We start from the raw sequence: 23,811 nt of genomic DNA, 5'->3' as shown, positions 1-23,811 counted from the left end.
AGAAGTCGGGCGGGAGTCAGTGCTTGGCGCGGCCGAGCTCGTTGTCGATGAAGTCGAGCAGTTCGGCGGTCGACGCCGATTCGAGCGGGTCGGCCGGGTCCGCGTCGGATCCGTCCCCCGGCGTCGTGCCGGTCTCCAGCCACCGCGACAGCAGCGTCTGGAGCCGGACGGTGATCTCGTCGCGGTCACCGTCGATGCCGGTGGCGTCGCCGGCCGCGAGGACGTCCTCCAGCTCGTCCAGCGCGGCGAGCGCGGTCGGGCGCGGCCGCGCCGCGGGGTCCGGCGCGCTGTCCGCCGCGAGGCGCGAGAGCAGGAACTCGGCGAGCTTCGACGGAGTGGGGTGGTCGAACACCGCCGTGGCCGGCAGCCGGGAACCGGTGCTGGTGTTCAGCCGGTTGCGCATCTCCACCGCGGTGAGCGAGTCGAAGCCCAGCTCCCGGAAGGGCTGTTCGGGATCGATCGCGTCCGGGTCGCCCAAGCCCAGTACGGCGGCCACGGTGCCGCGGACGAGGTCGAGGACGAACTCCTCGCGCTCGGCACCCGTCATCCGGGAGAGCCGGTCCGCCACCGGTGCCTCGGCGGCGGCCGCCGAGGGGCGGCCGCGCGGCGGCACCAGCGCCCGCAGCAGCGGGGGAACCCGGTCGAGCGCCCGCAGCACGTCCAGGTCGAGCGGCGTGACGGCCGGCGCGGGCCGGGCCGTCAGCAGCGCGGCGTCGAAGAGCGCCGTCCCCCGCGCCGCGGCGATCGGGGTGAAGCCGTCCCTGGCGAGGCGGGCGCGGTCGACGTCGCCGACGCCCGCGTTGATGCCGCCGTCGACGTCCCACATCCCCCACGCCAGCGAGGTCGCGGGCAGCCCCTGGGCCCGGCGGTGCTCGGCGAGGGCGTCGAGGTACGCGCCGGCGGCGGCGTGGTTCGCCTGCCCGGGTCCGCCGAACAGGGCGACGGCCGAGGAGAACAGGACGAAGGCCGACAGGTCCGCTTCGCGCGTCAGGTCGTGCAGGTGCCACGCGGCGTCGGCCTTGGGGCGCAGGACGGAGTCCAGCCGCTCCGGTGTCATGGACGTCAGCAGGCCGTTGTCCACGATGCCCGCCGCGTGGACGATCGCGCTCAGCGGCCGGTTGGTGGGGACCCCCGCGAGCAGCACGGTGAGGGCTTCCCGGTCCGAGACGTCGCAGGCGACGATGTCGACCGTGGCGCCGAGCCCGGTCAGTTCGGTCCGCAGACCGGCAGCTCCCGCGGCCCCCGCGCCCGAGCGGCTCGCCAGCAGGAGGTGTCGGACGCCGTGCTCGGTGACGAGGTGGCGGGCGAAGGTGGAGCCGAGGACGCCGGTGCCGCCGGTGATCAGGACGGTGCCGTCCGGATCCCACACCGGGCCGCCCCCGCCCGTGCGCACCTCGGAGGAGCGGATCCGGCTCAGCCGCGGGACGCGGACCTGGCCGGCCCGGACGGCGGCCTGCGGTTCGTCGGCGGAGAGCAGGGAGGCGAGCAGGGCCGGCGGAACCGGCTCGGTGCCGCCTTCGGTGTCGGTGTCGATGTCGGTGTCCACGAGCGTGATCCGGTCGGGTGCCTCCGACTGCGCGGACCGGACCAGACCCCACACCGCCGCGGCGGCCGGGTCGGGTGCCTCGGTGTCCGCCGTGGCGACGGCGCCCCTGGTGACCAGGACCAGGCGGGTCCCGGCGAACCGGTCGTCGGCCAGCCATTGCTGGACGAGGGTCATCGCGCGCCGGGCGAGCCGGTGCGCGGCGTCGGCGGACCCGGGGACCGCGGCCGGCGCCCCGTCGTCGCCCCGGCCGCTCTCCAGCGGTACGAGGAGGGCCTGGACCCGGATCCCGGAGTCGAGCGCGGCGCCGAAGGCCGCCAGGTTCTCGTACGACGGGACCTCGCCGTCCTCGCCGCGGGAGCGCCCGAGCCTCGCCCAGGTCGCCGCCCGGGCGGACGGCCGGACCACGTCCGGGATCCAGCCGACGCGGTGGAGCGCGCCGAGGGGACCCGGCTCGCCGTCCTCCGCGCCCGCCGCGGTCGCGAGTTCCGCCGACGGCTCCAGCCAGTAGCGCTCGCGCTGGAAGGGGTAGGTCGGCAGGTCGATCCGGCCCGCGCCGGTCCCGGAGAAGAACGCCGGCCAGTCGACCGGCACGCCCCGGGCGTACAGCACGCCGAGCGCGTTGACCACCGTCTGCGACTCGGGCTGCTTCTTGCGCATGGCGGGAACCGCGACCGCGTGGTCGACGCTGGCGGCGGCCATCGCCGAGAGGACCCCGTCGGGGCCCAGCTCCAGCAGCGTGGTGACGCCCTCCGCCTCCAGGGTGCGCACCGCGTCGACGAAGCGCACCGGGTTGCGGATCTGGTCCACCCAGTAGTCGGCCGTGGTCCAGGCGTCCCCGTTCTCCACCTGGCCGGTGACCGTGGAGACGATGCCGATCCGCGCCCGGTGGAAGCTGAGTTCCTTGGCGATGTCGCGGAACTCGTCGAGGATCGGGTCCATCCGGTGCGAGTGCGAGGCCCGCAGGATCGGCAGGACCTTGGTGTTGCGGCCGCGTTCCCGCCAGATCGCCGCGACGGCGTGGACGGCGTCCTCGTCGCCCGAAAGGACCACCGCGCGCGGGCCGTTGATGGTGCCGATGACCGCCCGCCCCTCCGGGTCGAGGGTCTCGCGCACCTCCTCCTCGGTCGCCTCGACGGCGATCATCGCGCCGCCCTCCGGCAGGGAGCGCATCAGGCGTCCGCGGGCGGTCACCAGGACCGCCGCGTCGGGCAGCGACAGCACGCCCGCGAGGTGGGCGGCTATCAGCTCGCCCGTCGAGTGGCCCACCAGGTAGTCGGGGTGCACCCCCCACGTCTCGTAGAGGCGGAACAGCGCCACGCCGACCGCGAAGAGGGCGGCGAGGGTGTAGTCGATCTGGTCCAGCTCGTCGCCGGACTCGATCACCGAGCGCAGCGGTCGGGGCAGGTGCTCGTCGAGGGCCGCGCAGACCTCGTCGAAGGCCTCGGCGAACACCGGGAAGGTCTGGGCCAGTTCGCGCGCCATGCCGATGCGCTGCGCGCCTCCGCCGGTGAACATGAAGGCGAGCTTGCCCTCGTCCTTGGTACCGACGATCGTGCCGGCGCTGTCGTCCGCCAGTGCGGCGAGGCCCTCCAGCAGCTCGGCCCGGCCGGACGCGAGCGCCACCGCGCGGTGACGCAGCGCGGAACGGGTGGTGGCCAGCGAGTGGGACAGGCCGAGCAGGTCGACGTCGGGCCGTTCGGCGAGGAGCGAGCCGATGCGCTCGGCCTGGGCGCGCAGCGCCTGGGGGGAGCGGGCCGACAGGACGTACGGCAGGACCGGCGGCGTCACGGCGGCGGGCGCCGGGGCCGCCGCGGGCGCGGAGGCCTGCTCCTCCTCCGGGACGTGCTGCGGGGCCTGTTCGACGATGACGTGCGCGTTGGTGCCGCTGAACCCGAACGCGGAGACGGCGGCGCGGCGCGGCCTGTCCGACACCGGCCAGTCCCGCGCCTCGGTGAGCAGGCTCAGCGCGCCGGTGCTCCAGTCGACGTGCGGCGTCGAGTCCTCGGCGTGCAGGGTCTTGGGCATGACGCCGTGGTGGATGGCCTGGACCATCTTGATCACGCCGCCGACGCCGGCGGCGGCCTGCGTGTGCCCGATGTTGGACTTGAGCGATCCGAGCCGCAGCGGCTGATCCGCCGGCCGGTCGCGGCCGTAGGTGGCGAGCAGCGCGTTGGCCTCGATCGGGTCGCCGAGCGGCGTTCCGGTGCCGTGTGCCTCGACCATGTCGACGTCGGCGGTGGTGAGTCCGGCGCTCGCGAGCGCCTGGCGGATCACCCGCTCCTGGGCGGGACCGTTGGGCGCGCTCAGGCCGTTGCTGGCGCCGTCCTGGTTGATCGCCGATCCGGTGATCACGGCGAGGACCTCGTGGCCGTTGTTCCGGGCGTCGGAGAGCCGCTCCACCAGTACGAGTCCGGCGCCTTCGGCCCAGCCCGTGCCGTCGGCGGAGGCCGCGAAGGACTTGCACCTGCCGTCGGCGGACAGGCCGCGCAGCCGGGAGAACTCGACGAACGCCTGCGGCGTGGACATCACCGTCACGCCGCCGGCCAGGGCCAGGTCGCACTCCCCGCGACGCAGCGCGGCCGCCGCGAGGTGCAGGGCGACCAGGGAGGAGGAGCACGCCGTGTCGACGGTGACGGCCGGGCCCTCCAGGCCGAACACGTACGACAGCCTGCCCGACGCGACGCTGCCGGCGCTCCCGCTGTAGAGGTAGCCCTCGAACTCCTCGGGCGGCAGGTGCGGGCGCGACCCGTAGTCGTGGTACATCGACCCGATGAACACGCCCGTCCGGCTGCCGCGGACCGAGTCGGCGGCGATTCCGGCCCGTTCGAAGCTCTCCCACGCCGTCTCCAGCAGCAGGCGCTGCTGCGGGTCGGTGGCCAGCGCCTCCCGCGGCGACATGCCGAAGAACTCCGGGTCGAACTTGTCCGCGTCGTGGAGGAATCCGCCCTGGTCGGTGTAGGACTTGCCGAGGCTGTCGGGATCGGGGTGGTAGAGCCGGTCCAGGGGCCAGCCGCGCTGCTCGGGGAACGGGGTCACGGCGTCCACGCCGTCGGCGACCACCTGCCACAGGCGTTCCGGCGAGTCGACGCCGCCGGGGTACCGGCACGCCATCCCGACGATCGCGATGGGCTCCCGGTCCTTCTCCTCCATCTCGCGCAGCCGCCTGCGGCTGGCCTGGGCATCGGCGACAGCACGCTTGAGGTACTGGCGGAGTTGTTTTTCGTCAGTGCTCATTTGCCCTCAGCTTTCCAAAATCGCCTCAGGAGAGGCACCGGACTTCGGCATTGTCGCCCGGGCGTTGTCCCGATCCGGTAATTCCGCACTCTTGTCCGGTGCGTGGACTTCCGGTGACTTCGGGCTGATGCGCCAGTGAGCGAGCGATTACAGGGCCGTGAGAAGGGACGGGTAGCGTGCCGGGCACGTAGGCCCTCAAAGGTTGGGAACCGGACTTAAAAATGATCCCGGAAATCGAAGAAAGCGATCTCGCGGAACCCTATATCGGGGGTCTGCTCGCCTCGCTCGGCCTGAGCGTCCACTTTTCCAGGGCGGAAAAGGACAGCCTCTTCTACCGTGACGACGCGGGGCGCGAGGTGTCGGTGCTCGACCTCGTCGGCGGCTACGGTTCGACGATCGTCGGGCACAACAATCCCGACATCGTCGGATACGCGAAGGAACTGCTGGACCAGGGGGTGCCCGTCCACGCGCAGTTCTCCAAGCACCCGTACGCCAACACCCTCGCCCAGAAGGTCAACGCCGTCCTCAGGCGCGAGTTCGCCACCTCGGAGCCCTACTCCGCGATCTTCGCCAACAGCGGCGCGGAGGCCGTCGAGATCGCGATGAAGCACGCCGAGTTCGACCGGGTCGCGAAGCTGGCCGAACTGGCCGAGGCGATCGAGGAGAACCTGGAGGCGGCCGGTACGGCCGTGGCCGGCGGCGCCGGGGTCGTCGGCGGCGAGCCGTTCGAGCGCCTGGGCGCGGCCGCGGCCCTGCCCCTCGGTGCCTCGGCGGACGAGGTGATCGCCGGGATCCGGCGCGTCAACGGTGCGCGCATGGCGACGGCGCCGGTGTTCCTGGCGCCGGAGGGCTCGTTCCACGGGAAGCTGGTCGGCAGCGTCCAGCTGACCCACAACCCCGGTTTCCGGACCCCGTTCACGTCACTGGCCGCGCAGTGCCGGTTCGTCGCGGTGCACGAACCGGACGCGCCGGCCAAGGCCGTCGAGTCGGAGCGCAAGAGCCTGTTCGACCTCGCGGTCGACGGCCGTGAGGTGCGCGTCGTCGAGCGGGAACTGCCGGTCATCGCCGCGTTCGTCCTCGAACCGGTGCAGGGCGAGGCCGGGATCAGGCCGTTCGACCGGGAGACCGCCCAGCGCATCCGGCAGGCGTGCGAGGCGGCCGACGTCCCGATCATCGTCGACGAGGTGCAGAGCGGCATGGGCCGCACCGGCGCCTTCTTCGCCAGTTCGCACCTCGGCCTCCAGGGCGACTACTACACCCTCGCCAAGAGCCTGGGCGGCGGGATCGCCAAGGCGGCGATCACGCTGGTGCGCGGCTCCCGCTACCGCAAGGAGTTCGAGCTGGTGCACAGCTCGACCTTCGCGAAGGACGCCTTCTCCACGCTGATCGCCGACCGGACCGTGGACCTCCTGGAAGCGGAGGACGGCAAGGTCTACCGCATGGCGGCGGAGCGCGGGGAGCGGCTGACGCAGATGCTCCTGAAGCTGCGGGCGGAGTTCGGCGAGCTCGTCAAGGAGGTCCGCGGCAAGGGCCTGATGATCGGCCTGGAGTTCCACGACCAGTCGGATTCCCCGTCGGCGGTCATCGCCGAGCAGTCCCGCGCGGGCCTCCTCGGCTACCTGCTGTCCGGCTACCTGCTGCGCGTCCACGCCGTGCGCGTCCTGCCGACCGCGAGCGCCACGAACACGCTGCGGCTGGAGCCGTCCGTCCACATCACGGACGCCGAGATCGACCGGCTGGAATCGGCGCTGCGCGCACTGCTGGACGTACTCCGGGAACAGAACGGCGCCGCCCTGCTGCCCTGAGGAATTTCGGAGATCGGATTGACGGTTCCCGGTGCGCCCGCGCGCACCGGGAACCGTATTGCGGCTGTCTGGAATCGTAAAGGAAAGAGCTGTTTTACATGACGACATGGCATGACGGTTACGAGGACGGTCGTGGCGAGCCGGTTGCGATTGTCGGAGTGTCCTGCCGACTGCCCGGGGCGACCGGTGCGGACGAGTTCTGGGATCTGCTGAGCGACAGCCGCAATTCGATCACCGAAATACCGAAGGGCCGGCGGGACCGGATCTCGGATTCCGTCCGTTACGACGGCGGCACCCGCTTCGGGGCGTTCCTGGACGGGGTCGGCGACTTCGACGCCGGATTCTTCGGGATCTCCGCACGGGAAGCCGCCGCGATGGACCCGCAGCAGCGGCTCGTACTGGAGCTGGCCTGGGCCGCGCTGGAGGACGCCGGCATAGTCCCCGCCGACCTGGCCGGTTCGGCCGCCTCGGTGTTCGTCGGCTCGCTGCGCGACGACTACGCCGGCCTGGTGCTGAGCAGCGGCGACGGCGCGATCACGCAGCACACGAACACGGGTACGCACCGCGCCGTCATCGCCAACCGGGTCTCCTACGCCTTGGACCTGCGCGGCCCGAGCGTCGTGGTGGACACGGCGCAGTCCTCGTCGCTGGTCGCGGTCCATCTCGCCGCCCAGAGCGTACGGTCGGGCGAATCGCCCGTCGCCATCGCGGCCGGTGTGAACCTCAACCTCCTCGCGGAGGGGGCGCTGGGGGCCCAGCGCTTCGGCGGCCTCTCGCCGGACGGACACAGCTACGTCTTCGACGCCCGGGCCAACGGGTACGTCCGGGGCGAGGGCGCCGTGGTCATGGTGCTCAAGCCGCTGGCGGCGGCCCTGGCCGACGGGGACGACGTCTACGCGGTCATTCGCGGCAGCGCCGTGAACAACGACGGCGCCACCCCCGGCCTGACCGTGCCGAGCCCCCAGGCGCAGGAGCGGGTGATCCAGGCCGCGCTGCGGCGGGCCGGCGTCAGCCCGGACCAGGTGCAGTACGTCGAACTGCACGGCACCGGGACCCCGGTCGGCGACCCGATCGAGGCGGCCGCGCTGGGCGCGGTCTTCTCGGGGCGGCGCGCGGACGGCGCCGCCGGCGAGGAAGACCCGCTGCTCGTGGGGTCGGTCAAGACCAACATCGGGCACCTCGAAGGCGCTGCCGGGATCACCGGGCTGCTCAAGACCGTGCTCGGCATCAGCCACCGGCGGCTTCCCGCGACCCTGAACTTCCAGACCCCCAACCCGGACATCCCGCTCGACGACCTCGGACTGCGGGTCCACACGGACCTCTCCGACTGGCCGCACCCGGACCGGCAGCTGATCGCCGGGGTCTCCTCCTTCGGCATGGGCGGCACCAACGCCCACCTGGTCGTGAGCGAACCGCCGGCCACCACCGGGCGGGCGGCTCCCGGGCAAGAGGCTCCCGAGCGCGCGCCCGGCGAGCCGGACGCCCGGCCGGTTCCGGTTCCCGTCTCGGGCCGGACCCGGGCCGCGTTGCGCGCGCACGCCGCCCTCCTGCGGGACGCCGACCTCACCCCGTACGACCTCGGGTTCTCCCTGGCGACCACCAGAACGACGTTCCGGCACCGGGCCGTCGTCCTCGCCTCCAGCGCCGAAGACCTGCGCAGCGGGCTGGACGCGGTGGCGAACGGGACGTCCGCGCCGCACGTGATCTCGGCCGAGGCCGAGGCCGCGGACGCCGCCGAGGCCGGGCCCGCGGCCGCCGGCCACGGCGACGGGCCGCTCGCGGAACTGACCGCACTCGCCGCCGAGTTCGTCGGCGGCGCGGACGTCGACTGGACGGCCGCGTACGCGGACGCGCGGGCCCGGCGGGTCCGGCTGCCCGGCTACCCCTTCCAGCGGGAGCGGTACTGGACCGGCGAACACCGGAGCCCGGAGCAGGGCGCCGGGAGCGCCGGCGCGGCCGCCACGGACGCCGACGCCCTGGTCAAGGCCCAGGTGGCGGCGGCCCTCGGGGAGGGTGACCCGGACGCCGTCGAGCTGGACACGAACTTCCGCGATCTCGGCTTCTCGTCGCTGATGACCGTGGAACTGATCGAGAACCTGTCCGTCGCCACCGGGCGCGCGCTCTCCAGCGGCCTGCTGTTCGACTACCCGACGCCCCAGGAACTCATCGCCTACTTCACCGAGACCGGGACCGGGACCGGGTCCGGGAGCACGGCGAGGGACTCGTACGCGCCCGGGGCGGCCGGACGCACGAGCACCTTCTCCGGCCGGGACCCGGACGACGACGCGATCGCGATCGTCGGCATGGCCTGCCGTTTCCCGGGCGGGATCGAATCCCCCGAGGACCTGTGGCGGGTGGTGTCCGAGGAACGGAACGTGATCGGCACCTTCCCGGCCGACCGCGGCTGGCAGCCCGGTGACGGCTACTCCCGGGTCGGCGGATTCCTCGACACCGCCGCCGAGTTCGACGCGGCGTTCTTCGGCATCTCCCCCCGGGAGGCGCTGGCCATGGACCCGCAGCAGCGGCTGCTGCTGCAGACGGGCTGGGAGGCCCTGGAGCGGGCCGGGATCGACCCGAAGTCCCTGCGGGGCAGCCACACCGGCGTGTTCGTCGGCGGCACGGCCTCCGACTACGGCCCGCGGATGCACGAGGCGGGCGACGACGTCAAGGGCTACGTGCTGACCGGCACCACGACCAGCGTGCTCTCGGGCCGCCTCGCCTACCAGTTCGGGTTCGTCGGGCCGACGCTCACCGTGGACACGGCCTGCTCCTCCTCACTGGTCGCCCTGCACCTGGCGGTGCGGGCCCTGCGCGACGGCGAGGCCTCGGCGGCGCTCGCCGGCGGCGTGGCCGTGATGGCCACGCCCGGCATGTTCGAGGAGTTCTCCACGCAGCACGGGCTGGCCGCCGACGGGCGGTGCAAGCCGTTCTCGGACGAGGCCGACGGAACCGGGTGGGCCGAGGGCGTGGGCATGCTGGTGCTGGAGCGGCTGTCGGACGCCCGGCGCAGCGGTCACCCGGTGCTCGCCGTGATCCGCGGCAGCGCCGTCAACTCCGACGGCGCCTCCAACGGCCTGACCGCGCCCAGCGGTCTGTCCCAGCAGCGGCTGATCACCTCCGCGCTCGCCGACGCCGACCTGACCGGCTCCGACGTGGACCTGCTGGAGGCGCACGGCACCGGAACCTCGCTCGGCGACCCCATCGAGGCCGAGGCGATCCTCGCCACCTACGGGCAGGACCGCGACGCCCCGCTGTACCTGGGTTCGCTGAAGTCGAACATCGGCCACGCCCAGGCGGCGGCCGGTGTGGCCGGCGTGATCAAGGTCGTCCAGGCCATGCGGCACGAGGTGCTGCCGCGGACCCTGCACGCCGACGTCCCGACCTCCCGGGTGGACTGGACGTCCGGCCGGGTCGAACTGCTGGCGCGGTCCAGGCAGTGGCAGCGGACCGACCGGCCGCTGCGCGCGAGCGTGTCGGCCTTCGGCATCAGCGGCACCAACGCCCACGTCGTCCTCGAACAGGGCGAGAAGACCCCGACGGCGCTGGTCTTCACCGGCCAGGGGGCGCAGCGCCCCGGCATGGGCCGCGAACTGTACGAGGAGTTCCCGGTGTTCGCCCGCGCCCTCGACGAGGTGTGCGCCGCGTTCGAGCCCCATCTGGACCGGCCGCTCAAGGAGCTGATGTTCGGCGCCGACACCGGCGCCGACTCGGAACTGCACCAGACCCGCTACACCCAGCCGGCGCTGTTCGCCTTCGAGGTGGCGCTGGCGGAACTGGCCGCCTCGCAGGGGCTCGCCGCCGATCTGCTGGCCGGGCACTCCATCGGCGAGCTGGCCGCGGCCTACGTGGCCGGCGTGTTCTCCCTGCCGGACGCGGCGAAGCTGGTGGCCGCGCGGGGCCGGCTGATGCAGCGGGCCCGCTCGGGCGGGGCGATGATCGCCGTGGAGGCCACCGAGGCCGAGATCGCCGCGACCCTGGTCGACGGAGTCGTCGTGGCCGCGGTGAACGGCCCCGTGTCGGTGGTCCTCGCCGGTGACGCCGACGCCACCGAGAGCGTCGCCGCCGGCTGGCGCGAGCGCGGGCGCCGGGTCACCCGGCTGACCGTCAGCCACGCCTTCCACTCGCCCCACATGGACGAGGTGCTCGACGAGTTCCGGGCGGTCGCCGAGTCGATCGGCCACCTGCCGCCGCGGATCCCGGTGATCTCCACGGTGACCGGGCGGCCGCTCCCGGACGACGTGAGCGGGTACGCCGAGCACTGGGTCACCCAGATCCGCGGCACCGTACGGTTCCACGACGCCGTCACGGCCCTGCGCGACGCCGGCGCGGCCGTGTTCGTCGAGGCCGGACCGTCGGCCGCGCTGACCCCGCTGATCAGGTCCGCCGGCATCACCCGGGTCATCCCGCTCGGCAGGTCCGCCGGTTCCGAGGCGGAGGTCCTCGCCGCGGCGATGGCCCGGGTCCGGGGCGAGGAGCCCACCCACCCGTTCCAGCGCGAGCGGTACTGGCTGGCGCCTCGGTCGGCGCGCGGCGCCTCGGGGCATCCGCTGCTCGACTCGGTCGTCGAGCTGGTCGACCGGGACGCGGTGGTGCTGGCGGGCACCCTTTCGCTGGCCGACTACCCGTGGCTGGCCGGGCACGCGATCAACGGCTCGCCCCTGCTGCCCGGAACGGCGTTCCTGGAGCTGGCGCTGTTCGCCGGGGAACGGCTGGGACTGCCCGAGGTGGCGGACCTGACGCTGGAGAGCCCGCTCGAACTCCCCGGATCCGGCTCCGTCCAGATCCAGGTCACCGTGCGCGACCGGCAGCTGGCGATCCACTCCCGGCGGGACGGGGAACAGGAATGGACCCGGCACGCGTCCGGGCTGCTCGTGGACACCGACCCGGGCCTCGCGCCCGACCCGGCCGACCGGCTGGAGTGGCCGCCGGCCGCGGACCCGGTGCCGGTCGACGACGCCTACGGGCTCCTCGCCGAGCGGGGGTACGACTACTCGGGCCTCTTCCGCGGCCTGCGTGCGGTGTACCGCGACGGTGACACCCTCTACGCCGAGGTCGGGTTCCCCGACGGGGTCTTCGGCGCGGAACCCGGGTTCCTGCTGCACCCGGCGCTCGTGGACGCGGTGCTGCACCCGATCGTGCTGGGCCTGGTCGACGGCGGGGAGGGGACGCGCCTGCCGTTCGCCTGGAGCGGGGTGCGGGCCCACACCGGCGCCGTCGGCGGCACGGAGTTCCGTGCCCGGATCACCCCGGCAGGCGGCGACACGTACGAACTGCTGCTCGCCGACGCGACGGGAGCCCCGGTGGCCACCGTCGACGGCCTGGCCTTGCGGGCCTCGGCCCGCGACGGCGCGGGCGCGGCGCCGATGTACGAGCTGACCTGGCGCCGGGCGGACGCCGCCCCGGCCGGCGGCGGCGACGCCCTGCGGCCGACCCTCGTCGAGGTCGCCCCGACCGACGACCCGGCGGCCGCGGTCGCCCGGTCCCTCCGGGAGATCCAGGAGTGGGTGGCCGCCGAGCACGACCGCGACGAGCGGCTGGTCCTGGTCACCCGCGACGCGATGGCCGTCGTACCGGGTGAGCCGGTCACCGCTCCGGCCGCGGCCGCGGTGTGGGGCCTGGTGCGCACCGCCCAGAGCGAGTACCCGGACCAGTTCGTCGTGGTGGACGTCGCCGACGGCGCGGGCGGCGGAGCCGCCGAGCGGGACACGGCCGCCGCCGTCGACGCGGCGGTACGGACCGGGGAGCCGCAGGTCGCCGTGCGCGACGGCGCGCTCCTGGTGCCCCGGCTGTCCAAGGCCGCCCCCGCCCCCGCCGCGGACGCCGACGGCGCCGCCGGGCCGGGCCTCGGATGGAACCCCGACGGCACGGTCCTGATCACCGGCGCCACCGGCGCGCTGGGCGGGCTCGTCGCCCGGCACCTCCACCACCGGCACGGCGTGCGGAACCTGCTGCTGGTCAGCCGGCGCGGCCCGGACGCACCCGGCGCGGCCGAGCTGACGGCGGAGCTGGACGGCGCGCGCGTGGTCGCCGTGGACGTGACGGACCGGGCGGCGCTGGCCGCACTGATCGCGGACGTGCCGGCCGACGCGCCCCTGACCGCGGTGATCCACACCGCCGGGGTGCTCGCCGACGCCACCGTCACGGCGCTGACCGAGGAGCGGATCGGCACGGTCATGGCCGCCAAGGCGGACGCCGCGCGGTACCTGCACGAACTGACCGCGGACCGGGAACTCGCCGCCTTCGTGCTGTTCTCCTCGATCTCCGGTCTGCTGGGCACGGCCGGCCAGGCCAACTACGCGGCCGCCAACACCTATCTGGACTCCCTGGCCGCGCACCGCCGCGCCCTCGGCCTGGCCGGCACGTCACTGGCCTGGGGCCTGTGGCAGGAGGGCATGGGCCAGTCCTTGGGCGAGGCCGACCTGGGCCGCTGGACCCGGTCCGGGGTGGCGCCGCTGACCGCCGGGCAGGGGCTCGCCCTGTTCGACCGGGCGGTGTCCGGGGACGCGGCGCTGCCGGTCCCCGCCGCCCTGGCGCTGACCGGGCTCGCCGGCGGCGACTCGGTACCGGCCGTACTGCGCGGCCTGGTCCGCCGGCGCCGGCCCGCCAGGACCGAGCCGGCCGGGCGCGCGGGGCACGCGCTGACCGAGAAGCAGGCGCTGGAACTCGTACGGGCGGCCACGGCCGCGGTGCTCGGGCTCGCGAACCCGAACGCGCTCGACGTGAGCAAGGCGTTCCGCGAGCAGGGATTCGACTCGCTGGCCGGCGTCGACCTGCGCAACCGGCTGATCGCGGCCACCGGGCGGCAGCTCCCGGCCACCCTGGTCTTCGACCACCCCACCCCCCAGGCGCTGGCCGCGTTCCTGGCCGAGGACGCGAACACGGCCCCGGGCACGCGGCGGGCCGGGGACGCGCGGCGACCGGGCCGGGGCAAGGGCGGCCGGACCGACGAGCCGATCGCGATCGTCGGCATGGCCTGCCGCTATCCCGGCGGAGTCCGCTCGGCGGATGACCTGTGGCAGCTGGTGCTGGAGGGGCGGGACGCGATCTCCGAGTTCCCGACCAACCGGGGCTGGGACCTCGACCGGCTCTACCACCCCGATCCGGACCACTCCGGCACCAGCTACACCCGGCACGGCGGATTCCTGCACGAGGCGGACCTGTTCGACGCGGCGTTCTTCGACATGTCGCCGCGGGAGGCGCTCGCCACCGACCCGCAGCAGCGCATGCTGCTCGAAACCGCGTGGGAGACCTTCGAGGACGCCGGGCTCGACCCGGCCGTCCTGCGCGGAAGCCGGACCGGCGTGTTCACCGGCGTGATGTACGACGACTACGCCTCGCGGCTCCCGGCGACCCCGCGCGAGGTGGAGGGCTTCCTCCTGGCGGGCAACACCTCCAGCGTGATCTCCGGACGACTGGCCTACGTATACGGGCTGGAGGGCCCGGCGATCACCGTGGACACCGCGTGCTCGTCGTCGCTGGTCGCGCTGCACCTCGCCGCGAACGCGCTGCGCTCGGGCGAGGTGGACCTGGCCCTGGCGGGCGGGGTCACCGTGATGGCCGGGCCGAGCACGTTCGTCGAGTTCTCCCGGCAGAACGGCCTCTCCGTGGACGGCCGGTGCAAGTCGTTCTCGGCCGACGCCGACGGCACGGGCTGGTCGGAAGGGGTCGGCCTGCTCCTCGTGGAACGGCTCTCGGACGCACGCCGCAACGGACACCAGGTGCTCGCGGTGCTGCGCGGCTCGGCGGTGAACTCCGACGGCGCCTCCAACGGCCTGACCGCGCCCAACGGACCCTCCCAGGAGCGGGTGATCCGCTCCGCCCTCGCAGACGCCGGCCTGTCGAGCGGTGACGTCGACCTGGTCGAGGCGCACGGCACCGGCACCCGCCTCGGTGACCCCATCGAGGCACAGGCACTGCTGGCGACCTACGGGCAGGACCGCGACGAACCCCTGCGCCTCGGTTCGCTGAAGTCGAACCTCGGGCACGCCCAGGCGGCCGCCGGGGTCGGCGGGGTGATCAAGATGGTCCAGGCGATGCGCCACGGCATCCAGCCCCGCACCCTGCACCTCGGCGAGCCGTCGCCGCACGTGGACTGGTCCGCGGGCGCGATCGAGCTGCTCGCCGAACAGCAGGACTGGCCGGACCTCGACCGGCCGCGCCGCGCCGCGGTGTCCGCGTTCGGGATCAGCGGCACCAACGCCCACGTGATCCTCGAACAGGCCGAGGACCTCACCCGTGGCGCCCGCACGCCCGCCGGACCCTCCGCTGCGGCCGAGCCGCAGGGCGCCGCCCACCCGACGACGGCGCTGGTGCTGTCGGCCCGGACCGAGCAGGCACTGCGCACCCGCGCCGCGCAGCTGCGGACCCACCTGGACGAACACCCCGGCCTCGACGTCGCCGACGTCGCCGCCACCCTCGCCACCCGGCGCGCCCGGCTCGACCAGCGGGCCGTCGTGCTCGGCGCCGACCGGGACACCCTGCTGCGCGGCCTCGACGCCGTCGCGACGGGCACGTCCGGCGGGCCGGGCGTGGTGCGGGGCAACGGCGCGGGCCGGGGCGCGACCGCGTTCCTGTTCACCGGACAGGGAGCACAACGGGCCGGTATGGGCCAGGAGTTGTACGAGCGCTCCCCGGTGTACCGGGCCGCGCTCGACGAGGTGTGCGCGCACCTCGATCCGCTGCTGGAGCGGCCGCTGCGCGCCGTGCTGTTCGCCGGGCCCGACAGCGCGGACTCGGCCCTGCTCGACCAGACCGCCTACACCCAGGCCGCTCTGTTCGCCGTGGAGGTGGCGCTCCACCGGTTCGCCGAGCACCACGGGGTCACCCCGGACTACCTGCTCGGCCATTCGGTCGGCGAGGTGGCCGCGGCGCACGTGGCCGGCGTGTTCGACCTGCCCGACGCCTGCCGCCTGGTCGCCGCCCGGGGCGCCGCGATGCAGTCCGCCCGCGACGACGGGGCGATGGCCGCACTGGAGGCCACCGAGGAAGAGGTGCGCGAGTCGCTGGTCGCCGGGGCGGCCATCGCCGGTGTGAACGGCCCCCGGTCCGTCGTCGTGTCGGGCGACGAGGCCGCGGTCGCCGCGGTGAGCGGACACTGGTCGGGGCAGGGCCGGCGGACCCGGCGGCTCTCCGTCAGCCACGCCTTCCACTCCCCGCACATGGACGAGGTGCTGGCCGGCTTCCGGGCCGCACTGGAGACCGTCACCTTCCACGAGCCCCGGATCCCGGTCGTCTCGAACGTGACCGGGGAGATCGCCACCGCCGATCAGCTGACCTCACCGGACTACTGGGTGAGCCATGTCCGCGAAGCCGTCCGGTTCTTCGACGGCGTGCGCACCCTGCGGCGCGACGGTGTGACCGAGTTCGTCGAGCTCGGCCCGAACGCCGTGCTGACCGCGATGGTCGCCCAGGCGGTCGCGGACGAGGAGGACGGCGAGGGCGCCGGCACCTCGGTGTCGATGCTGCGTTCCGGACGCAGCGACGTGGAGAGCGCGTTCGCCGCGCTCGGCGCCCTGCACGTGCGCGGCGTACCGGTCGACTGGCCGGCGGCGCTCCCGGCAGCCGGGCCCGTCCCGTTGCCGCGCTACCCGTTCCAGCACCGCCGGTACTGGCTGGAGGACCCGTCCTCCCCGTACCCGCTGCTGGACACCGCGATGGACCTCGTCGACGGCACGACCGTCCTGACGGGCGAGATCAGCGCCACCGGATGGATCGGCGACCACCGCATCCGCGGCGAGGTCCTCGTCCCCGGCACGGCGCTGCTGGACATGGCACTGCACGCCGGGGCGCGGGTGGACTGCCCGACGGTGGCCGAACTGACCTTCACCACGCCCCTCGTCCTGCCCGAGGACGGAGCCGTCTCGGTCCAGGTCCGGGTCGGGGCCCCCGATCCGGGCGGCAGCCGGTCGGTACTGATCCACTCCAGGGAGGGTGCCGCGGCCGACGAGCGGGCCGAGTGGACGCAACACGCCCACGGGGTCCTCGTACCCGGGCGGCAGGAGCCCCCGGCCGCGCCCGAACCGGCCGGAACCGAGGTCGACCTGGCCGGCGTGTACGAGCGGCTGGGCGAGCACGGCTACGGCTACGGCCCGGCGTTCCAGGGCCTGCGGGCGGCGCACCACGACGGCGAGGACCGGTTCGCCCGGGTGGAACTGCCGCAGCGCCACCGGGCCGAGGCGAGCCGGTACGGAGTGCACCCGGCCCTGCTCGACGCGGTGCTGCACGTGCTGCTCCCCGGAGTGGTCGATCCCGGCGCCCAGCCGGTCCTGCCGTTCTCGTGGACCGGGGTGACCCGTCACGGGTCCGGTGCGACGGCGTTGAACGCCAGGGTCACGGTGCGCGGGAACACCGCGAACCTGCTGGTCCACGACCAGGACGGCCGCCCGGTGCTGACGGTGGACGAACTGGCCCTGCTGCCCGTCGGGGGGAGCCACGCGCCCGCCGGGATGCACACGGTGCTCTGGCGGGACTCCACCGGACCCGACGACTCGCTCGAACCCGCCGTCCTGCACCGGGTACCGGTCGCGGCGGAGCCGGCGCGGGACCCGGAGCGCTCGGCGCAGGACGTTCCGGCGGCCGCGAAGGCCCTGGTGCACACCGTCCTCGGCGAACTCCGGGCGGTCCTCGCCGAGGACGACGACCGCCGGCACGCCTTCGTCATCACCCCGGACCTGTCGCACGCCGCCGTGCGGGGCCTGGTCCGCAGCGCCCAGTCGGAGAACCCCGGCAGGTTCGTGCTGATCGAGGCCGACGGGTCGGCCACCGAGGAGCGGCTGGACACCGCCCTGCGCACGCCCGAGCCGGAACTGGCGATCCGGGAGCACCGGATCCTGGTGCCCCGGCTGGCCCGTCCGGCCGGGGCCGGGGCGAGTGCCCCGGAGACCGGCGTGGACTGGAGCGCGGGCCCGGTGCTGATCACCGGCGCGACCGGCACCCTCGGCACCGTCCTGGCCCGGCACCTGGTGGTCAAGCACGGGGTACGGAGCCTGGTGCTGGTCAGCCGCCGGGGCGAGGCCGCGCCCGGCGCGGCCGAACTGCGCGACGAGCTGGTCGGCCTCGGCGCGGCCGTGAGCCTGGTGGCCGCCGACGTGACCGACCGGCAAGCCCTGGAAGGCGTGTTCGCCTCACACGAGCCGGCGGCGGTGGTCCACACGGCGGGAGTGGTCGCCGACTCCACCCTGACCGCACTGAGCGCCGAACAGATCGACACGGTGCTGCGCCCCAAGGTGGACGCGGCCTGGCACCTGCACGAGCTGGCCGGTGACCGGCCCCTGGTCCTGTACTCCTCGGTCGCCGGGCTGCTCGGCACCTCGGGCCAGGCGAACTACTCGGCGGCGAACACGTTCCTGGACGCCCTCGCCGAGCACCGCCGCGGACTCGGCCTGCCCGCGCTCTCCCTCGCCTGGGGTCTGTGGGCGCAGGCGAGCGGCGTGTCCGAGCAGCTGACCGACACGGACCTCCAGCGGCTGGCCCGCACGGGTCTGCGCCCGCTGGAGACCGCCGAGGCGCTCGGCCTGTTCGACGCCTCCCTCGACGCGATGGGCGCCGACGGTTCCGCGGTACTGGCCCTGACCCGGTTCGACCGCCCCGCCCTGCGGGGCCGGACGGGCCTTCCCGGGCTGCTGCGCGACCTGGCCGGACCGGCCGCGGCCGCCCCGGCGCCCGCGCGCGGCGGCGAGCCGCGCCCGCGGCCGGCGGACGCCGCGGAGTTCGACCCGGCCACGATCCGGGAGGTCGTCCGCGAACAGGTCGCCGCGGTCCTCGGCTACGCGGATCCGGCCGAGGTCGAGGAGAACCGTCCCTTCAGCGAGCTCGGTTTCGACTCGCTCACCGCCGTCGAACTGCGCAACCAGCTGAGCACCGCGATCGGCCGGCGGCTGTCCGCGACCGTGGTGTTCGACCACCCCACCCCCGCCGCGCTGACCGAGCACCTGCGCTCCCTCGTCTCGGCCGGGGAGCGACCGCTTCCCGCGAAGGCCCGGGAACGGTCCGCGGCGGCCGGGCAGGACCACGACGAGCCGATCGCGATCGTCGGGATGGCCTGCCGCTACCCGGGCGGGGTCACCTCGCCGCAGGACCTGTGGCACCTGGTCGCCGACGGCCGGGACGCCACCTCGCAGTTCCCGGTGAACCGGGGCTGGCCGAGCGACCTCCACCACCCGGACCCGGACCACCCCGGCACCTCCACCACCCGGCGCGGCGGGTTCCTGCACGACGCGGAGCTGTTCGACGCGGAGTTCTTCGGCATGTCGCCGCGCGAGGCGCTGGCCGTGGACCCGCAGCAGCGCCAGCTGCTGGAGACCACCTGGGAGGCGGTGGAGAAGGCCGGCCTGGACCCGCAGGGCCTGCGCGGCAGCCGGACCGGCGTGTTCGTCGGCGTCATGTACAGCGACTACGGATCCCGGCCGGACCTGCCGCCGGACGGGGTGCAGGGATACCTCTACAGCGGCAGCGCGGGCAGCATCGCCTCCGGCAGGCTCGCCTACACCTTCGGGTTCGAGGGGCCGACCCTCACCGTGGACACGGCGTGCTCGTCCTCGCTGGTCGCGGTGCACCTGGCCGCGAGCGCGCTGCGGCGCGGCGAGTGCGACCTCGCGGTGGCGGGCGGCGCGACGGTGATGGCGACGCCGACGCCGTTCGTGGAGTTCTCCCGCCTGCGCGGGCTGTCCGAGGACGGCCGGTGCAAGTCGTTCTCCGACGACGCCGACGGCACCGGATGGTCCGAGGGCGCGGGCATGCTGCTCCTGGAGAAGCTGTCGGACGCCCGGCGCAACGGCCACCAGGTGCTCGCCGTCCTGCGCGGCTCGGCGGTCAACTCCGACGGCGCCTCCAACGGCCTGACCGCGCCGAACGGTCCCGCCCAGGAGCGGGTGATCCGGGCCGCGCTGGACTCCGCCGACCTGGCCCCGGCCGACGTCGACCTCGTGGAGGCGCACGGCACCGGGACGAAGCTCGGTGACCCGATCGAGGCGCAGGCCGTGATCTCCACCTACGGGCGCGACCGCGAGAACCCGGTGCTGCTGGGTTCTCTGAAGTCGAACATCGGGCACGCCCAGGCGGCCGCGGGCGTCGGCGGCATCATCAAGGTCGTCCAGGCCATGCGGCACGGGATCGCCCCGGCGACCCTGCACGTGGGCACCCCGTCCCGGCACGTCGACTGGTCGGAGGGCAAGGTCGAGCTGCTGACCGAGGCCCGTCCGTGGCCGCGCGGGGAGCACCCCCGCCGGGCCGGCGTGTCCTCCTTCGGCTTCGGCGGCACCAACGCCCACGTGATCATCGAGGAGCCCGAAGCCGAGACGGCCGCGGGCACCGAGACGCCGGCCGTGCGGCCCCCGGTCCCGTGGGTGCTGTCCGCCCGTACCGAGCGGGCCCTCGCGGACCAGGCCGAACGGGTCGCCTCCTTGTCCACCGCGGACGAGTCGTTCACGCTCGCCACCCGTTCCGCGATGCCCTACCGGATCGCGGCGACGAGCCCCCGGGCCCTGCGGGACGCGGTCCCGGTGCGCGTGGCGGGGGGCAAGCTGGCCTTCGCGTTCACCGGGCAGGGCGCACAGCGCATCGGCATGGGGCTCGAACTGGCGGCCGCCTACCCGGTGTTCGCCGCGGCGTTCGACGAGGTCTGCGCCCACTTCGACGCTCCGCTGCGCCGGGTGGTCCGGGACGCCATCGCCACCGGGGACGACCTGGACGAGACCGGCACGGCGCAGCCCGCGCTGTTCGCCGTGGAGGTCGCGCTGTTCCGCCTGGTGGAGTCCTGGGGGATCCGGCCGGACCTGGTGCTCGGCCATTCGATCGGCGAGCTGGCCGCGGCGCACGTCGCCGGCGTGCTGTCGCTGCCCGACGCGGCCAGGCTGGTCGCCGCCCGCGGCGGCCTGATGCAGGCCCTGCCCCGCGGCGGGGCGATGGTCGCCGTCGAGGCGAGCGCCGCCGAACTGGACGGGCGTGTGCTGCCCGCCGGGGTGGAGATCGCCGCCGTCAACGGCCCGGCCTCGATCGTGCTGTCCGGCGCCGAGGAGGCGGTGCTGGCCTTCGTGGAGGAGGAGTTCACCAGCCGGGGGAGGCGCACCAAGCGGCTCTCGGTCAGCCACGCCTTCCACTCGCCCCTGATGGAGCCGATGCTGGACGACTTCCGGGCCGTTGCCCGGGAACTGACCTACCACGCCCCGACCATCCCCGCGATCTCCACGGTCACCGCGGAACACGCCGGGGACTGGACCGACCCCGAGTACTGGGTGAACCAGGTCAGGGCGACCGTCCGGTTCCACGAAGCGGTGCGGACCGCGTGGGACGAGGGCGTGCGCACGGTGCTGGAAGTGGGCCCCGACGCGGTGCTCACCGGCATGATCGCGGCCGGTTTCCCCGCCGACGAGGCGGACCACCCGGTCGCCGTGCCGCTGCGGCGCGCCGGCAAGCCCGAACCGGACACCGTCGCCACGGCCCTCGGCACCCTGTTCACCAGGGGCGCCGAGATCGACTGGCGCGCGGTGTTCCCGGGCGCCAAGCCCGCCGACGTGCCCACCTACGCCTTCCAGCGCAAGCGGTTCTGGCTCGCCCCGGCCGGACGCGCCGACGTCACCGGCGCCGGTCTGCGCTCCGCGCAGCACCCGCTGCTGGGCGCGGCGGTCGACCTCGCCACGGCCGGTACGGGGGAGGCGGGCACCACGGTGTCGACCGGCCTGCTGTCCCTGGCCACCCACCCGTGGCTGGCCGACCACCGGGTCCAGGGCGTCGTGATCGTGCCCGGTACCGCGCTGGTCGAACTGGCCGCGTCGGCAGGCGCGCTGGCGCAGTTCACCGTCACCGAACCGGTGGTCGTGCCGGAGACCGGCGCGCTCACCCTCCAGATGGTGGTCGACGGCACCGACGTCACGCTCTTCTCCCGGAGCGGGGACGCCGACTCCGGCGACCTTCCGTGGACCAGGCACGCCGTCGGAACGCTCGACACCGAAGGACACCGGCCCGCGCCGGAGCCCGAGCCGTGGCCGGACGACCTGACGGACATCGACCTCACCGGCGTGTACGACCGGGTCGCCGAGCACGGCTACGAGTACGGCCCCGCCTTCCGGGGGCTGCGACTCCTGCGGCGGCGCGACGAGGAGCTGTTCGCCGAGGTCGAGGCGGAGCGGGAACCGGACGCGTCCGAAGCCGGCTTCGCCGTGCACCCGGCGCTGCTGGACGCGGTCCTGCACGCGCTGCTGCCCGACGTGGCCGGAGCCCGGCCCGCCGCCCTGCCGTTCGCCTGGTCCGGGGTGCGCTTCCACGCCGGCGCCCCGGCGGCGGCCGGGACGGTGCTGCGGGCCCGGATCACCCCGACGGGTTCCGACGCCGCGGTGCGCCTGCTGGTGACCGACACCGACGGGGAAGTCCTGGTCGAGGTGGACGAGTTGGTGCTGCGCCCCCTCACCGGTCTCCTCACCGGGGCCGCCGCCGGCGAGAACCTGCTGTTCACCCCCGTCTGGCGCGGGCTGGACACGGCCGGCGCACCCGCCGGGACGCCGGCGGACGCAGCCGCGTACGAGGTGGTGCAGGCCGAGGCCGGCACGGGCGGCGACCTGCCGCGGCGCGCCCGGCACGCCGTCCACCACACCCTCGGTGTGCTGCGCGACCGGCTGGAGGCCGACGGAGCCGGCACGCTCGCCGTCGTGGTCGGCTCCGACCTCGCCCACGCCGGCGTCCGCGGCCTGGTGCTCAGCGCCGCGACGGAACACCCCGGGCGGTTCGTCCTGGTGGACCACCCCGACTGGGACGGTTCCGGCGACGTCCGGGACGCCGTCGGGAAGGTCCTGGCCGCCTCCGGCAGCGGTGACGAGCCGCAGGTGCGGATCCGGGGCGAGGAGGTCCTCGTCCCGAGGCTGGTCCGCCACCAGCGGCCGGCCGAGCCCGTACCGGGGGAGCCGCTGAAACCGCAACCGACGGCGATCCCCTGGGGCGAGGGCACCGTCATGATCACCGGTGCGAGCGGCGCGCTCGGCACGGCGCTGGCCCGGCACCTGGTGGAGCGGCACGGCGCCCGGTCGCTGCTGCTGGTCAGCCGGAGCGGGACCGCTCCGCGGATCGAGGGTGCGGGGGCCGACGTCGAGATCACCGCGGCGGCGTGCGACGTCGCCGACGGGGAGGCGCTGGCCGCCCTCGTCGAGCGGTACCGCCCCGTCGCCTTCGTCCACGCCGCCGGCACGCTGTCCGACGGCACGGTGGACGGGCTCACGCCCGAGCAGGTCGACGCCGTGCTCCGGCCCAAGATCGATGCCGCCTGGCATCTGCACGAGGCGGCCGGGGAGACCCCCCTGGTGCTGTACTCGTCGATCGCCGGCCTGCTCGGCACCGCGGGACAGGCGAACTACGCGGCCGGGAACACCTTCCTGGACGGCCTGGCCGAGTACCGCCACGCGCTCGGTCTGCCCACGGTCTCGCTGGCCTGGGGGCTGTGGGAGACCGGGATGGGCGACGGACTGTCCGAAGCCGACCTGCGGCGGATCCACGCGCTCGGGCTGCGTCCGATCGCCGTACCGGACGCGCTGGCCGCCTTCGACGTCGCCACCTCGGCGATCGTCGGCCCGGCGGCCGCCGACGCCCGCGGCGCGGTGTTCGCCGTGACCGGGATCGACCGGGCGGTCCTCGGGGCGGCCCCGAACCCGCCCTCGGTGCTGCGGGACCTCGTGCCCCGCCGAGGACAGGTCGCGGCGGCTCGCGCCGACCGGCAGCGACCCGCCCGGGAGCCGTCCGAGGTCGCGTGGGAACAGCCGGGCGCGGTGCTCGACCTGGTGCGCCGCGAGGTCGCCGTCGCCCTGGGGCACGAGGACGCGTCCGCGATCACGTCCGAGACTCCGTTCACCGAGCTGGGTCTCGACTCCCTGACCGCGGTCGAACTGCGCAACCGGCTCGCGGCCGCCACCGGCGAACGCCTGCCGACCACGATGGTGTTCGACTACCCGACGCCGTCCACCCTGGCCGAGAACCTGCGCGGCCTTCTGGCGGCCAGGCGAACCGCCCCTCTCCTGAACCAGTTGGAGGTACTGATTCGCGACGGACAACTCGCCCCGGACGCGGTGGAACGGCTTCGGGGACTGCTCGGCGGCGCCGCGCCCGGCGCGACCTTGGAAGAGCAGTTCGCCAAGGACCTGGACGACGCGGCCGACGAGGAGCTGTTCGCCCTCGTCGACGAACTCGACTGACCGGATTACCTGACGAGCAGGGCTGCCTGGGCGGTCGGCCGAGCCGTGGTGTGCG

Annotated in this window: 3 protein-coding genes; 2 read left to right on the top strand and 1 reads right to left on the bottom strand. The window is 74.5% G+C overall.

Going from position 1 to position 23,811, the window contains the following annotated elements; translation table 11 throughout:
• Positions 1 to 16 precede the first annotated feature (16 nt).
• Positions 17 to 4,780, bottom strand: a complete 4,764-nt coding sequence (locus OG982_RS11780) for an SDR family NAD(P)-dependent oxidoreductase (RefSeq protein ID WP_266948502.1) — start codon at positions 4,778 to 4,780, stop codon at positions 17 to 19.
• A 221-nt stretch (positions 4,781 to 5,001) separates the two neighbouring features.
• Here OG982_RS11780 and OG982_RS11775 point away from each other — a divergent pair, with 221 nt between their 5' ends.
• Positions 5,002 to 6,585 carry an aspartate aminotransferase family protein gene (locus OG982_RS11775; RefSeq protein ID WP_266948501.1) on the top strand — a complete coding sequence of 528 codons (1,584 nt, stop codon included), beginning with the start codon at positions 5,002 to 5,004 and terminating at the stop codon, positions 6,583 to 6,585.
• A gap of 98 nt (positions 6,586 to 6,683) precedes the next feature.
• Positions 6,684 to 23,756: a type I polyketide synthase gene (locus OG982_RS11770; protein ID WP_266948499.1), complete on the top strand. Its 17,073-nt coding sequence runs from the start codon at positions 6,684 to 6,686 to the stop codon at positions 23,754 to 23,756.
• Positions 23,757 to 23,811 lie beyond the last annotated feature (55 nt).

The organism is Streptomyces sp. NBC_01551 (assembly GCF_026339935.1).
In the GTDB taxonomy this organism is placed as follows: domain Bacteria; phylum Actinomycetota; class Actinomycetes; order Streptomycetales; family Streptomycetaceae; genus Streptomyces.
Note: the sequence above shows the minus strand (reverse complement) of the source record. Positions and strands in the feature narration are given on the sequence as shown.